Below are 13,735 nucleotides of genomic sequence, written 5' to 3'. Positions count from 1 at the left end.
GGGGACTGTTTTAGAAATCGCCCCACAGTTGCTGGGCCACGGCCAGGGCCACCACCGGGGCGGTTTCGGTACGCAGCACGCGAGGGCCGAGGCGGGCGGGCAGGAAGCCGGCGCCGTGGGCCTGCTCCACTTCGGCATCGGACAGGCCGCCTTCCGGGCCAATCAGGAAGGCCAGGGTCTGCGGTTTGGCATGGCTTTCCAGGGGCTCGGCCACCGGGTGCAGCACCAGCTTCAGGTCGGCCTCGGTCTGCTTGATCCAGTCCGCCAGCAGCACGGGCGGATGAATCACCGGGACTTGCGAGCGCCCGCATTGCTCGCAGGCGCTGATGGCCACCTGGCGCCAGTGCAGCAGGCGCTTGTCGGCGCGTTCGTCCTTGAGCCGCACTTCGCAGCGCTCGCTGAAGATCGGGGTGATCTCGCTGACCCCCAGCTCCGTGGCTTTCTGAATCGCCCAGTCCATGCGTTCGCCCCGGGACAGGCCCTGACCGAGGTGAATCCGCAGCGGCGACTCTGGCTGGCCGGCAAAGCGTTCATCCAGCTGCACGCGCACGCGCTTCTTGCCCACTTCCACCAGGGTGCCGCGAAACTCCGTTCCCGAGCCGTCGAACACTTGCAGCGCATCGCCTTCAGCCATGCGCAGCACGCGCCCGATGTAGTGGGCCTGGGCTTCCGGCAGTTCGTGCTCGCCGAGGCTCAGGGGGGCGTCGATAAAGAAGCGGGACAGTCTCATCTGGGTTCTCTGTTGAATGTGTATCGGTGGAAAGCCTTCTGTGGCGAGGCAGCTGGCTCCCGCTCGGCGGCGAAGCCGTCGTTGAAGCCGCCGAGGTGCTCAGCCTGGTTTGGGACCGCTACGCGGTCCCTCGCCACCCTTGATGGCCTGCTCTAGCCCGGATCGCGAAAGCCCGGGTGGAAGTCCTTGGGCACGGCCACGCTGACGCTGTCGCGGGTGGCGATGTCGATGCCTTCGCTGGCCACTTCGGCGAGGAAGTCGATCTGCTCCGGGGTGATCACGTAGGGCGGCAGGAAGTACACCACGCTGCCCAGGGGACGCAGCAGCGCACCGCGCTCCAGGGCGTGCTGGAACACCTTCAGGCCACGCCGCTCCTGCCAGGGGTAGGCGGCCTTGCCGGCCTTGTCCTGGACCATCTCGATGGCCAGGACCATGCCGGTCTGGCGCACTTCGGCGACGTGGGGGTGGTCCACCAGGTGCGCGGTGGCGCTGGCCATGCGCTGGGACAGGGCGCGGTTGTTGGCGATGACGTTGTCCTGCTCGAAGATGTCCAGGGTCGCCAGGGCCGCCGCACAGGCCAGCGGGTTGCCGGTGTAGCTGTGGGAGTGGAGGAAGGCGCGCAGGGTCGGGTAGTCGTCGTAGAAGGCGCTGTAGACGTCGTCGGTGGTCATGCACGCGGCCAGGGGCAGGTAGCCGCCGGTCAGGGCCTTGGACAGGCACAGGAAGTCCGGGCGGATGCCGGCCTGTTCGCAGGCGAACATCGTGCCGGTGCGGCCGAAGCCGACGGCGATCTCGTCGTGGATCAGGTGCACGCCGTAGCGGTCGCAGGCTTCGCGCAGCAGCTTGAGGTACACCGGGTGGTACATGCGCATGCCGCCGGCGCCCTGGATCAATGGCTCGACGATGACCGCGGCTACCGTGTCGTGGTGTTCGGCGAGGGTCTGTTCCATGGCGGCGAACATGTTTCGCGAGTGTTCTTCCCAGCTCATGCCGTCGGGCCGCAGGTAGCAGTCCGGGCTCGGCACCTTGAGGGTGTCCAGCAGCAGGGCCTTGTAGGTTTCGGTGAACAGCGGCACGTCGCCCACCGACATCGCGGCGATGGTTTCGCCGTGGTAGCTGTTGCTCAGGGTGACGAAGCGCTTCTTGTTCGGTTGGCCGCGGTTGATCCAGTAGTGGAAGCTCATCTTCATCGCCACTTCGATGCACGACGAACCGTTGTCGGCGTAGAAGCAGCGGGTCAGGCCTTCGGGGGTGATCTGCACCAGGCGCTCGGACAGCTCGATCACCGGTTGGTGGCTGAAACCGGCGAGGATCACGTGTTCCAACTGGTCCACCTGGTCCTTGATGCGCTGGTTGATGCGCGGGTTGGCGTGGCCGAAGACGTTGACCCACCAGGAACTGACGGCATCCAGGTAACGTTTGCCTTCGAAGTCTTCCAGCCAGACGCCTTCACCGCGCTTGATCGGGATCAACGGCAGTTGTTCGTGGTCTTTCATCTGGGTGCAGGGATGCCACAACACCGCAAGATCGCGTTGCATCCACTGGTTATTCAGGCCCATGTACAGTCTCCTGGAGGCAGCTCGCTGAGGGGGCGGGCGAACAATCGGGCAAGCCTATGCAATGCATGGCCGCGGGACAACCTATTGTGCAGGGCGGCAACCGGGGACGGCGCGACCCAGGGGTAAAGACGTAGCCGCTCGCTGCCAGGGCACGGGTGGCGATGGCCTCGAAAGCGTCAGAAAATGCCCTTAATCTTTTCTTAATACCCTGAGCCCAGAGTACTGATCGTATTTCTCGATATTTCAAAGCAAATTTTTTCGCTTTAATTCGATAGGTAAATCGCTAGTCTTGGTCAGCGTTTCTTACAGGATGCAACTGATGCAGTTACGTAATTCTTCTTCTCGCTACGGCTGGGTAAGCATTGTTCTGCACTGGGGCGTGGCCCTGGCAGTCTTCGGTCTGTTCGCCCTGGGCCTGTGGATGGTCGGCCTCGACTACTACAGCACCTGGCGCAAAGACGCGCCGGACCTGCACAAGAGCATTGGCCTGACGCTGTTCGCGATCATGCTGCTGCGGGTGTTGTGGCGGTTTGTCAGCCCTCCGCCGCCAGCGCCGGCCAACCATGGACGTCTGACCCGCCTGGGGGCCAAGTTGGGACATGGGTTCCTGTACTTGGGTCTGTTCGCGGTGATGATTGCCGGCTACCTGATTTCCACCGCAGACGGCGTGGGTATCCCGGTGTTTGGCTTGTTTGAAGTTCCTGCCCTGGTTTCCGGACTGCCGGACCAGGCAGATGTAGCAGGTGTGGTGCATCTGTACCTGGCCTGGGCGCTGGTGATTTTCGCCGGCATCCATGGCCTGGCCGCCTTGAAGCACCACTTTATCGATCGTGATGCGACCCTCACCCGTATGCTGGGTCGCAAAGCCTGATGTTCAACCTTGACTCAAAAGGAATAGAAAGCATGTTGAAAAAGACTCTCGCCGCATTGGCCATCGGTTCTGCTGTATTGGCGGCCGGTCAAGTGATGGCAGCGGACTACGTGATCGACAAGGAAGGCCAGCACGCCTTCGTCGACTTCAAGATCAGCCACCTGGGCTACAGCTTCATCACCGGTACCTTCAAGGACCTGGACGGCAAGTTCAGCTTCGACGCGGCCAAGCCGGAAGACGCCAAGATCGAAGTCAACGTGCGCACCGCCAGCGTGTTCACCAATCACGCCGAACGTGACAAGCACATCACCAGCAAGGACTTCCTGGAATCCAGCAAGTTTGCCGATGCCAAGTTCGTCTCCACCAGCGTCAAGCCCACCGGCAAGAATGCCGATGGCAAGCTGACCGCCGACGTGGCGGGCGACCTGACCCTGCACGGCGTGACCAAGCCGGTCGTGGTCAAGGCCACTTTCCTGGGTGAAGGCAAGGATCCATGGGGCGGCTACCGTGCCGGCTTCGAAGGCACCACCAGCATCAATCGCCAGGATTTCGGCAAGATGATGGACCTGGGCCCGGCGTCCAACAACGTCGACCTGTACATCAGCTTTGAAGGTGTGAAAGCGAAGTAATGCTTCGCCTGTAGCCGCTGCCGCAGGCTGCGACAAGGCCCGCAGGGCCTCCGCGATTCAATTCGCACAGCCCGTATTGGACCGATCGCAACCTGCGCCAAGGCAAAAAAAGCGCCCCCGACCACAAATCGGGGGCGTTTTTTATTGCCCGTCATGCAACCCGGTGAGCCTGGCAGGCCCTTGCGCCGAGTTCCCCGTCGTTCGCAGCCTGCGGCAGCGGCTACAGAAAGCACTCTCGACCAGCCCCCACAAAAAACGCCCCGGGTCTTGCGACCAGGGGCGTTTTTCATTTCAGCGCGGTGACTCAGCGATTGCGGGTCAGCAGCGCCGGCTTCTCGCCCCGTGGACGGCTTGGCAACTGGTCCAGTTGCTCAGGCGTCGGGAAACGATCGATCTTGGACTCTTTGTGCATGATCTTCGGCTGGTTGCTCCGAGGGTTCTGCACCGCAGGCTCCTGGCGGGCCTGATCGTCACGGTTCGGCCGGCGATTGCGCGATTCGTCGCGACGGCCCTGGCTGTCACGCGGGGCGCCGTTGCGTGGACCGCCGCTGCGCTTGGCGGGTGCGGTGCCGGTGGTGCTGCCGTTGCTGTTGCGCGGGCTACCGGAGCGACCCTGGCCGCCGCCGCGAGGCGGATTGCCGGCACCGGCGCCTGCACCCAGGGCCGGAGCCCCTGGACGGCGGCCGCGGCCCTGGTTGTTCTTGTTCTGGTAGGGGCTGACGTAGTCGGCGCGGTTACCGAAGTTGTCCACGTCGTCGTCGAGGAACTCGTCCGGTGCCCGATCGGCACGGGGCGTCGGCTGGCGCTGTTCGCGAGCCGGGGTGCCTTCGCGGGGCTTCTGCTCGCGGGCCGGGCGTTCGCCACGGGCCGGCTTGTCTTTGCCGCCCTTGTCCTTGCCCTTGTCCTTGCGACCACCGCCGCCACCGCCGCCGTTCGGGCCGTCGCCACGTGGGCCGCGAGGATTGCGCGGGTTGCGTACGTCCGGACGCTCGCGCACTTCCGGCTTCTCGGCTTCCACGGCGCTGGCATCGAAGCCCATCAGGTCGCCATCGGCGATCTTCTGCTTGGTCATGCGCTCGATGCTTTTCAGCAGTTTTTCTTCGTCCGGGGCCACCAGGGAGATGGCCTCGCCCGAGCGACCGGCACGGCCGGTACGACCGATACGGTGCACGTAGTCTTCGTCGACGTTAGGCAGCTCGAAGTTGACCACGTGGGGCAATTGGTCGATATCCAGGCCGCGAGCGGCGATATCGGTGGCCACCAGGATCCGCACGTCGCCGGCCTTGAAGTCGGCCAGGGCCTTGGTGCGGGCGTTCTGGCTCTTGTTGCCGTGGATCGCCACGGCGCTCAGGCCGTGCTTGTCCAGGTACTCGGCCAGGCGGTTGGCGCCATGCTTGGTGCGGGTGAACACCAGGACCTGTTCCCAGGCGCCGGCGGTGATCAGGTGCGCCAGCAGCGAGCGTTTGTGGCTGGCGGGCAGGCGGAACACCCGCTGCTCGATGCGCTCCACCGTGGTGTTGGGCGGAGTGACTTCGATGCGCTCGGGGTTGTGCAGCAGCTTGCCGGCCAGGTCCGTGATGTCCTTGGAGAAGGTCGCGGAGAACAGCAGGTTCTGGCGCTTGGCCGGCAGGCGCGCGAGGACTTTCTTCACGTCATGCACGAAGCCCATGTCGAGCATGCGGTCGGCTTCGTCGAGCACGAGGATTTCCACGTGGGACAGGTCGACGCTGCCTTGGCCGGCCAGGTCCAGCAGACGGCCGGGGCACGCCACCAGCACGTCCACGCCACGGGCCATGGCCTGGACTTGGGGGTTCATGCCGACGCCGCCGAAGATGCAGGCGCTGACGAACTTCAGGTCGCGGGCGTACAGCTTGAAGCTGTCATGCACTTGCGCGGCCAGTTCGCGAGTCGGGGTCAGGACCAGGACGCGGGGTTGGCGCGGGCCGTGACGCTGGGATTTGTCCGGGTGACCGTTGGGAAACAACCGCTCCAGGATCGGAAGGGCGAAACCGCCGGTTTTACCAGTACCTGTCTGTGCCGCGACCATCAGATCGCGACCTTGCAACACGGCGGGGATGGCCCGCTGTTGCACCGGAGTAGGCTGGGTGTAGCCGGCGGCTTCGATGGCGCCGACTAAAGCCTCGGAGAGACCGAGGGAAGCAAAGGACATGAGTAATCCTGTTTTAGTGAGGGCTTGGCCCAAAGGGATAATCTTGCCGAGCGTGAATGGCGTTTAAGAGGACGCAATCCCGTCCGGTCCTGCTGGCCTGAAGGCTCATTCACCGGTGGCTCGCGCGGGCCGGATGGCTGCGCCGTAGCGGGGTGGAGAGGCCTTGAACAGGGTCCAGCGTCCGGGCGTGAGCCTGGCGGGAGGCCGGAGTATAACAGAGCATTCGATGTGCGCTGCTTTCCTACTGCTCAACGGTTTTTTCTGACTCTCGGGTGGATGAGGACCTGACAGGGGGCAGAATGGGTTCCGCGCCGTACTTGGCGCTCAATTCGGCGTAGGCCGGTTCGCGCTTGAAGCGCTTGAGTTCGGCGCCGAAGCGTTGCACCAGCAGGTCCATTCCGGCATTGCGGCGCAGCGCCAGGTACTGGCTCTGGCGGCTGATGACGGTGGAGTTCTGGCTGACCTGATCGCGGATGCCCAAGCTGTCCAGCAGGTGCTGGCCGACCCGTTTGTCGGTGATCAGCAGGTCAATCCGCCCCAGCAGCAGCTTGCCGAAGTTGGCTTCGTGGGTCGGTGCCGGTTCGCGTTTGAACAGGGTCGATTGACTGAAGTCATCGCTGTACAGGTAGCCGGGCGAGGTGCCGATGGTCAGGCCCTTGAGCTCATCCAGATGCTTGAACGGATGGGGGCGCTGCTTGGCGTAGAACATCACGAACTCGACGTCCGACAGGGGCTCGCTGGGGTAGAGCAGGGTGCTGTCGCGCTGGTCGCTGTGAAAGATGTCCAGGGCCCCGTCGGCCTGGCCGGTTTCCAGCATCGCCAGGCAGCGCTTCCAGGGCAGGAATTGCCATTCCACATCTATCCCCAGGCGCTGAAAGACAATGGCCGTGGTTTCGTAGTCCAGCCCCAGGACCTTGCCGTTTTCTTCGTAGACGTAGGGCGCCCAGGGCTCGGTGACAATACGCAGCTTCTCGCCATGGGCCGCGAGGCTCAGGCAAGTGCAGAGAAGGGTGATCAGCAGCCGGGCAATGACAGACATTGCTGGAGATTACGACGGGAGATCATGCAATTGCTAGGGGCAGCGCCAGCCGCTCTAGTTCAAGGCTGATGCAAATAAAAAGGCCCCGTCTGTGCCGGGGCCTGGTGAGGCTTTGCCGATCAGCGCGGCAGCTTCAGGTTGTTCCAGATCGCCAGGCTCGGGTCGGCCTGGTTCAGGGTGTAGAAGTGCAGCCCTGGTGCTCCGCCTTGCAGCAGGCGTTCACACATTTCGCTAATCACCTGCTCGCCAAAAGCCTGAATGCTGGCGCTGTCGTCGCCGTAGGCTTCCAGCTGCTTGCGGATCCAGCGCGGGATCTCGGCGCCGCAGGCGTCGGAGAAGCGCGCCAGCTTGCTGTAGTTGGTGATGGGCATGATGCCCGGCACGATCGGGATGTTCACGCCCATCTTCTGCACGCGCTCGACGAAGTAGAAGTAGCTGTCGGCGTTGAAGAAGTACTGGGTGATCGCGCTGTCGGCACCGGCATTGGCCTTGCGGGCGAAGTTGCGAAGATCGTCTTCGAAATTGCGCGCCTGTGGGTGCATTTCCGGGTAGGCGGCGACTTCGATATGGAAGTGGCTGCCAGTCTCTTCGCGAATGAAACTCACCAGGTCGTTGGCGTGGCGCAGTTCGCCGCTGGCCATGCCCATGCCCGAAGGCAGGTCGCCACGCAGGGCGACGATGCGCTTGATGCCGGCTGCCTGGTACTGCTTGAGCAGGCCGCGCAGGTCGTCCTTGCTGTCGCCGACGCAGGACAGATGCGGCGCCGCGGGAATTTTTACTTCGCTCTCCAGTTGCAGCACGGTGTTGACCGTACGATCACGGGTCGAGCCGCCGGCGCCGTAGGTGCAGGAGAAGAAGTCGGGGTTGTAGCCGGCCAGCTGACGGGCAGTGGCGAGCAGTTTTTCATGTCCAGCATCGGTCTTGGTGGGGAAGAACTCGAAGCTGTAACGACGTTCTTGGGACATGGAGGGAACCTCCAGCTACAAGCCGCAAGCCGCAAGGTCCAGGAGAAGCGTGGGTGCGCTCGTCTCCTGTTCCTGGAGCTCGTTGCCTGACGCTGTTTAAGCAAATAGGGGCGAAGCGTGAGGCTTTGTGCGGCAAGCCCGGCTTGTGGCCCTGGCTTGCCGCGTGAAGCTCAACGCTTGCAGCTGCTCTTAGTAGCGATAGGCGTCTGGCTTGAACGGGCCTTCGACGGTCACGCCGATGTAGTCAGCCTGTTGCTTGGTCAGTTGAGTGACCACGCCGCCGAAGCCGCGGACCATTTCCAGGGCCACTTCTTCGTCGAGTTTCTTCGGCAGTACTTCAACGGTCAGGCGCTCGGCTTTCTGGGCCGGCGACAGGTCGGCGTACTTCTGGCCGAACAGGAAGATCTGCGCCAGCACCTGGTTGGCGAACGAGCCGTCCATGATGCGGCTTGGGTGACCGGTGGCGTTGCCCAGGTTCACCAGGCGACCTTCGGCCAGCAGGATCAGGTAGTCGTCGTTCTGTGGGTCGAAGTCGCCGTGGCCGGTGCGGTGGATCTTGTGCACCTGTGGCTTCACTTCTTCCCATGCCCAGTTCTTGCGCATGAAGGCGGTGTCGATTTCGTTGTCGAAGTGGCCGATGTTGCAGACCACGGCGCGCTTCTTCAGGGCCTTGAGCATGTTGGCATCGCAGACATTGACGTTGCCGGTGGTGGTCACGATCAGGTCGATCTTGCCCAGCAGGGCCTTGTCGATGCAGGCTTCGGTGCCGTTGTTGATGCCGTCGATGAACGGCGAAACCAGTTCGAAACCGTCCATGCAGGCTTGCATGGCGCAGATCGGGTCGACTTCGGACACCTTGACGATCATGCCTTCCTGACGCAGGGACTGGGCCGAGCCCTTGCCCACGTCACCGTAGCCGATGACCAGCGCTTGCTTGCCGGACAGCAGGTGGTCGGTGCCGCGCTTGATGGCATCGTTCAGGCTGTGACGGCAGCCGTACTTGTTGTCGTTCTTGCTCTTGGTCACCGAGTCGTTGACGTTGATCGCAGGAATCTTCAGCTCGCCCTTGGCCAGCATGTCCAGCAGGCGGTGTACGCCGGTGGTGGTTTCTTCGGTCACGCCGTGAACGCGTTCCAGCACCTGTGGGTATTTGTCGTGCAGCAGCTGGGTCAGGTCGCCGCCGTCGTCGAGGATCATGTTGGCATCCCAAGGCTGGCCATCCTTGAGGATGGTCTGCTCCAGGCACCACTCGTACTCTTGTTCGGTCTCGCCTTTCCAGGCGAACACAGGAATGCCGGCAGCGGCGATGGAGGCAGCGGCCTGGTCTTGAGTCGAGAAGATGTTGCAGGACGACCAGCGTACTTCGGCACCCAGGGCAACCAGGGTTTCGATCAGCACGGCGGTCTGAATGGTCATGTGGATGCAGCCGAGGATTTTCGCGCCCTTGAGTGGCTGTTCAGCCAGGTACTTGCGGCGCAGACCCATCAGGGCCGGCATTTCCGACTCGGCGATGATGGTTTCGCGACGGCCCCAGGCGGCCAGGGAAATGTCGGCGACTTTGTAGTCGGTAAAATCTGCAGGCGTGTTTACAGCGCTCATGAAGAGCCTCCATTCGTAGTGTGCGAATGGGCGCCGTTGTGCGTTTAGTGTCCGTACAGGGAAGCCTGTACCGACAACGCCCCATCCGAGCCTGACAGGTCATGCCTGCTGCAGCGCCCCTCGGACAGGTGGCGGGAAAACGGTATCAGGTGCAGATGACCGTTTTGAAACGGTGGCGATTATAGCTTTCTTTAAGCAGCAAGGTGCAAGCCACAAGCAGCAAGTAAGAGCAGGTCGGTTTTTACTTGCAGCTTGTGGCTTGAAACTTGAAGCTGGGAGCGTCAATTGCACTCGTTCAAGCACCTTGGAGTCCCCCATGAATTTCCACACCCGCAAGTGGGTCAAGCCCGAAGACCTCAACCCCAACGGCACGCTGTTCGGTGGCAGTCTGTTGCGCTGGATCGACGAAGAAGCGGCGATCTACGCCATTGTCCAGCTGGGCAACCAGCGGGTCGTCACCAAGTACATCTCGGAAATCAACTTCGTCAGCGCCTCACGCCAGGGCGACATCATCGAGCTGGGCATCACCGCCACCGAGTTCGGTCGCACCTCCATCACCCTGACGTGCGAAGTGCGTAACAAGATCACCCGCAAATCCATTCTCACCGTCGAGAAGATGGTCTTCGTCAACCTCGGTGAAGACGGCCTGCCGGCACCCCACGGCCGTACCGAGATCAAATACGTCAAGGACCAGTTCAAGGACGAAGCCTGACAGTAGGCCGAGATTGCCCGGCAAGCGCGCCCCGCTCCGGACGGAACAGCCCTGAACCCCGCGTGTCGTAACCATACGACTCACCTGGTTCAGGACTCCCATGGACACTCGCAACGACGGTAAAACCCCCGGACTTTCAGTCGAAGAGCAACAGGACGTCGACCGCAACCAGCCGCCTCGCGCGGCGGTACTGCACGAGATCATCCGCACGCAGGGCGACCAGGAACTGGAGCGCAGCGTCGCCGCCCTGTGGTGGTCGGCCCTGGCCGCCGGCCTGACGATGGGCCTGTCTCTGATGGGCATGGGGCTGCTCAACTCCCGGCTGCCGGAGGGCGAAGCCTTCAAGGTTGTCGCCAGCTTCGGCTATTGCGCGGGCTTTCTGGCGGTGATCCTCGCGCGCCAGCAACTGTTCACGGAGAACACCCTGACCGCGGTGCTGCCGGTGATGAGCAAGCCGAGCCTGAAGAATGCCGGGCGCCTCCTGCGCTTATGGGGTGTGGTGCTGACGGGCAATCTGTGCGGCACCCTGTTGGTGGCATACGTGATGCTGCATCTGCCGATCTTCGACAGCCGCACCGACCAGGCCTTTCTGGAAATCGGTCGCCAGGTGATGGAGAACGACCGCGCGCAGATGTTCGCCAAAGGCATCATCTCCGGCTGGATGATTGCCACCATGGTCTGGATGATCCCGTCCATGGAGAGCGCCAAGCTGTGGATCATCATCCTCATCACCTACCTGATGGCGCTGGGGGATTTCACTCACATCGTGGTGGGTTCGGCCGAGGTGTCTTACCTGGTGTTTGCCGGGGAGCTGGGGTGGCGGGATTTCTGGCTGGTGTTTGCCGGGCCGACCCTGGCAGGGAACATCATCGGCGGCAGTTTCATCTTTGCCTTGATCAGCCACGCTCAGGTGCGCAGCGAGAGCGGCAAACCAAGTGGCCGCACGGATCGGGCGACGGCGCCCGATCCGCGTGGGATCAAGAAATGATCAATGGCCTTGAGCCGTGGCCGCCGGGGCATCCTGGGTGACATGACGCACCAGTCTGCCGATGCTCAGACCCTGCAACAGGATCGACGACAGCACCACGATGTAAGTGATGCTCAGCACCAGGTCACGCTCCGGACCCAGGGGCAGGGCCAGCGCCAGAGCCACCGAGACGCCGCCCCGCAGGCCGCCCCAGGTCAGCACGCGAATGGTGCCCCGGGGCACGCTGCGCCAGCGCCGCAGCAGCAGGATCGCCGGGGCCACGGTGAGCAGGCGCGAGAGCACGATGGCTACCGCCAGCAGGCTTGCGGCCGCCAGGTGTAGCCAATTGAACGGCAGCAGCAACAGTTCCAGGCCGATCAGGGCGAACAGCAGGGCGTTGAGCATGTCGTCTAGCAGTTCCCAGAAGCCGTCCAGGTAGCGCCGGGTCATGTCGTTCATCGCCAGGTTGCGCCCCAGGTTGCCGATGATCAGGCCCGCCACCACCATGGCGATCGGCGCCGAGACATGGATCTCGCTGGCCATCGCCGAGCCGCCGATCACCAGGGCCAACGTCAGCATCACCTCGATCTGGTGCTGCTCGATGCTCTTGATCATCAGGTACACCAGGTAGCCGATCAGCCCGCCGAACAGCACGCCGCCAATGGCTTCATGCACGAACAGCCAGGCCGTGGCGCCCACTGTCGGGGTTTCACCCAGTTGCGCGATGCCCAGCAGCACGGTGAACACCACCACCGCGGTGCCGTCATTGAACAGCGACTCGCCGACGATGGTGGTCTTCAGTGGTTTGGACGCGTTGGCGGTACGCAGTACGCCCAGCACCGCAATGGGATCGGTGGGCGAGATCAGTGCACCGAACAGCAGACAGTAGAGGAAACTCACGTGCCAGCCGAACAGGCCGAAGATCCAGTAGGCCAGGCTGCCGATGACGAAGGTCGCGATCAGCACGCCGACCGTGGCCAGCAGGCCGATGGGCCAGCGATAGCTGCGCAGGTCGTTGAGGTTGACGTGCAGGGCGCCGGCGAACAGCAGGAACGACAGCATCCAGTTCATCAGCAGATCGCCGAAGTCGATCTTGCCGATCAGTTCCTCGACGTGTTCCTCAAGGCCAGGGAAGCCCAGGTAACTCAAGCCCTGCAGCAACAGCGAGAACAGCAGGGCGGTGACCATCACGCCGATGGTCGGTGGCAGGCCGATAAAACGGAAATTCACATAAGTGAGCAGGGTGGTCAGGCAGATAAAGGCGGCGACAAGTTCAAGCATCCGGACTCCTTTGGATGATCGCAGGGAAAAAAGCTTCAAGCGGCAGGTGTGCAGCGTCTGGCCAGGGGCCTGAGGTGGTTGGTGCTGGGGTTTACCCGCCCCATTGACCGCAGTAGTGGCACGATGTTGCAGGCGCTTGCCTAAAAAGGCGGGTATCGGGACCCGGCTGGGGTGACGTCGGGCAGCAGGCCCATGCTGACGAAGTGCGTGCTATCGCTGCCAAAAATGCCGGCAGCCCGTGCAGGCAGGCCAGCGTCATGCGAGGATTCGCCCTCGGCGGTCGGCGCAAGTATAGGCGGCCGGGAACGCAGGATGAATCGATTCTCTTTCGGGCCAACAGGGAGTGTGAGGTGCTGGCGACAAGTCTGGTTCTGGTGGCGGCGCTGCTGCATGCGGCATGGAACACCCTGATCAAGTTCAGCGGCGAGCGCCTGTTGGTGGTGGCCTGCATGGACAGCGTGGCTCTGCTGTTCGTGGCGAGCATGCTGTTTTTCCTGCAGTGGCCGCCGTTGGAACTCTGGCCCTGGATCATCGCCTCGGCTGCCTTCGAACTCTTGTACCGCTATCTGTTGATCCAGGCGTATCGGGTGGGCGACCTGGGGCTGGTCTATCCACTGATGCGCGGTCTGTCGCCATTGGTGGTGTTGGCCTTGACCCTGATCTTTGCCGGCGAGGAGCTCAATACCCAGCAGATCCTCGGCATCCTGCTGATTCCCTTCGGCATGCTCTGCCTGCTCTGGCAGGGGGGCGGTGGGGCGCGCCTGCCCTGGAACATGTTGCCGGTGGTGGCGTTGATCGGCCTGTGCATCGGTTGCTACACCTTCATCGACGGCCAGGCCTTGCGCCGCTGGTCCCATCCGCTGGACTACCTGACCTGGGTCACCCTGCTCAGCGCCTGGCCCTTTCCTCTGTTGGCCGTGGTCTGCAAGCGCCCGTCCTTCATCCTGTTCTGGCGTGAACAATGGCGCCTGGGGCTCAGCGTCGGATTCTGTGTGCTGTTCAGCTACGCCCTGGTGCTGTGGGCCATGCAGTTGGGGTCGATTGCCGAAGCGGCGGCGTTGCGCGAGATCAGTGTGATTTTGGTGGTGCTGTTCGGCATGCGCTACCTGAAAGAACCTTTCGGCCGGCCCCGGCTCTTAGCCTGTGGGTTGGTGCTGATCGGCATGTTGGTGATGAAGTTCTGAAGACCCCCCTGAAAACTCATAAAAAAGGA

Annotated in this window: 12 protein-coding genes and 1 riboswitch; of the genes, 5 read left to right on the top strand and 7 right to left on the bottom strand. The window is 62.8% G+C overall.

Annotation, left to right across the window (positions count from 1 at the left end):
* Positions 1-10: 10 nt before the first annotated feature.
* Together POS17_RS28400 and POS17_RS28395 are read right to left on the bottom strand one after the other, a co-directional pair.
* Positions 11-730 carry a 16S rRNA (uracil(1498)-N(3))-methyltransferase gene (locus POS17_RS28400; RefSeq protein WP_060841508.1) on the bottom strand — a complete coding sequence of 240 codons (720 nt, stop codon included), beginning with the start codon at positions 728-730 and terminating at the stop codon, positions 11-13.
* A 152-nt stretch (positions 731-882) separates the two neighbouring features.
* Positions 883-2,289: an adenosylmethionine--8-amino-7-oxononanoate transaminase gene (locus tag POS17_RS28395; protein ID WP_060841507.1), complete on the bottom strand. Its 1,407-nt coding sequence runs from the start codon at positions 2,287-2,289 to the stop codon at positions 883-885.
* A gap of 319 nt (positions 2,290-2,608) precedes the next feature.
* Here POS17_RS28395 and POS17_RS28390 point away from each other — a divergent pair, with 319 nt between their 5' ends.
* Positions 2,609-3,160: a cytochrome b gene (locus tag POS17_RS28390; protein ID WP_016968753.1), complete on the top strand. Its 552-nt coding sequence runs from the start codon at positions 2,609-2,611 to the stop codon at positions 3,158-3,160.
* Between the two features lie 32 nt (positions 3,161-3,192).
* Complete coding sequence (locus POS17_RS28385) at positions 3,193-3,789, top strand: YceI family protein (RefSeq protein WP_060841506.1); 597 nt, start codon at positions 3,193-3,195, stop codon at positions 3,787-3,789.
* A 304-nt stretch (positions 3,790-4,093) separates the two neighbouring features.
* Here the strand turns inward: POS17_RS28385 and POS17_RS28380 are convergent, their stop codons facing one another.
* The 4 genes from POS17_RS28380 to ahcY form a co-directional block, all read right to left on the bottom strand.
* A complete protein-coding gene (locus tag POS17_RS28380; protein WP_060841505.1) occupies positions 4,094-5,959 on the bottom strand; it encodes a DEAD/DEAH box helicase in 1,866 nt (621 codons plus the stop codon).
* A 241-nt stretch (positions 5,960-6,200) separates the two neighbouring features.
* On the bottom strand, positions 6,201-6,998 hold the full coding sequence (locus tag POS17_RS28375; protein ID WP_060841504.1) for a substrate-binding periplasmic protein: 798 nt from the start codon (positions 6,996-6,998) through the stop codon (positions 6,201-6,203).
* Between the two features lie 119 nt (positions 6,999-7,117).
* Positions 7,118-7,963 carry a methylenetetrahydrofolate reductase [NAD(P)H] gene (gene metF / locus POS17_RS28370; protein WP_060841503.1) on the bottom strand — a complete coding sequence of 282 codons (846 nt, stop codon included), beginning with the start codon at positions 7,961-7,963 and terminating at the stop codon, positions 7,118-7,120.
* A 189-nt stretch (positions 7,964-8,152) separates the two neighbouring features.
* A complete protein-coding gene (gene ahcY / locus POS17_RS28365; protein WP_060841502.1) occupies positions 8,153-9,562 on the bottom strand; it encodes an adenosylhomocysteinase in 1,410 nt (469 codons plus the stop codon).
* 21 nt (positions 9,563-9,583) lie between these two features.
* Positions 9,584-9,690, bottom strand: a riboswitch (S-adenosyl-L-homocysteine riboswitch).
* 188 nt (positions 9,691-9,878) lie between these two features.
* Between ahcY and POS17_RS28360 the strand changes: the two genes are divergently transcribed.
* Together POS17_RS28360 and POS17_RS28355 are read left to right on the top strand one after the other, a co-directional pair.
* Complete coding sequence (locus POS17_RS28360) at positions 9,879-10,274, top strand: acyl-CoA thioesterase (protein WP_060841501.1); 396 nt, start codon at positions 9,879-9,881, stop codon at positions 10,272-10,274.
* 100 nt (positions 10,275-10,374) lie between these two features.
* Positions 10,375-11,262, top strand: coding sequence for a formate/nitrite transporter family protein (locus tag POS17_RS28355; RefSeq protein WP_060841500.1), 888 nt, complete (start codon positions 10,375-10,377; stop codon positions 11,260-11,262).
* On the opposite strand, the gene POS17_RS28350 is transcribed toward POS17_RS28355, so the two are convergent.
* Entirely contained in the window at positions 11,263-12,522 is a 1,260-nt protein-coding gene (locus tag POS17_RS28350; protein WP_060841499.1) for a cation:proton antiporter, read from the bottom strand.
* Positions 12,523-12,872: 350 nt separating this feature from the next.
* On the opposite strand from POS17_RS28350, the gene POS17_RS28345 reads away from it, so the two are divergent.
* Positions 12,873-13,706, top strand: coding sequence for an EamA family transporter (locus tag POS17_RS28345; protein ID WP_060841498.1), 834 nt, complete (start codon positions 12,873-12,875; stop codon positions 13,704-13,706).
* Positions 13,707-13,735: the final 29 nt, after the last annotated feature.

The sequence above is a fragment of the Pseudomonas sp. Os17 genome, from assembly GCF_001547895.1.
In the GTDB taxonomy this organism is placed as follows: Bacteria; Pseudomonadota; Gammaproteobacteria; order Pseudomonadales; family Pseudomonadaceae; genus Aquipseudomonas.
The sequence above is the reverse complement of the archived record's forward strand: the minus strand, read 5'-3'. Positions and strand labels throughout refer to the sequence as shown.

What these genes read in the sequence shown, in the direction of transcription:
- POS17_RS28395 (WP_060841507.1), bottom strand. Translation starts at nt 2,289, where the DNA reads ATGGGCCTGAATAACCAGTGGATGCAACGCGATCTTGCGGTGTTGTGG.
- POS17_RS28390 (WP_016968753.1), top strand. Translation starts at nt 2,609, where the DNA reads ATGCAGTTACGTAATTCTTCTTCTCGCTACGGCTGGGTAAGCATTGTT.
- POS17_RS28375 (WP_060841504.1), bottom strand. Translation starts at nt 6,998, where the DNA reads ATGTCTGTCATTGCCCGGCTGCTGATCACCCTTCTCTGCACTTGCCTG.
- POS17_RS28355 (WP_060841500.1), top strand. Translation starts at nt 10,375, where the DNA reads ATGGACACTCGCAACGACGGTAAAACCCCCGGACTTTCAGTCGAAGAG.
- POS17_RS28400 (WP_060841508.1), bottom strand. Translation starts at nt 730, where the DNA reads ATGAGACTGTCCCGCTTCTTTATCGACGCCCCCCTGAGCCTCGGCGAG.
- metF (WP_060841503.1), bottom strand. Translation starts at nt 7,963, where the DNA reads ATGTCCCAAGAACGTCGTTACAGCTTCGAGTTCTTCCCCACCAAGACC.
- POS17_RS28380 (WP_060841505.1), bottom strand. Translation starts at nt 5,959, where the DNA reads ATGTCCTTTGCTTCCCTCGGTCTCTCCGAGGCTTTAGTCGGCGCCATC.
- ahcY (WP_060841502.1), bottom strand. Translation starts at nt 9,562, where the DNA reads ATGAGCGCTGTAAACACGCCTGCAGATTTTACCGACTACAAAGTCGCC.
- POS17_RS28385 (WP_060841506.1), top strand. Translation starts at nt 3,193, where the DNA reads ATGTTGAAAAAGACTCTCGCCGCATTGGCCATCGGTTCTGCTGTATTG.
- POS17_RS28350 (WP_060841499.1), bottom strand. Translation starts at nt 12,522, where the DNA reads ATGCTTGAACTTGTCGCCGCCTTTATCTGCCTGACCACCCTGCTCACT.
- POS17_RS28360 (WP_060841501.1), top strand. Translation starts at nt 9,879, where the DNA reads ATGAATTTCCACACCCGCAAGTGGGTCAAGCCCGAAGACCTCAACCCC.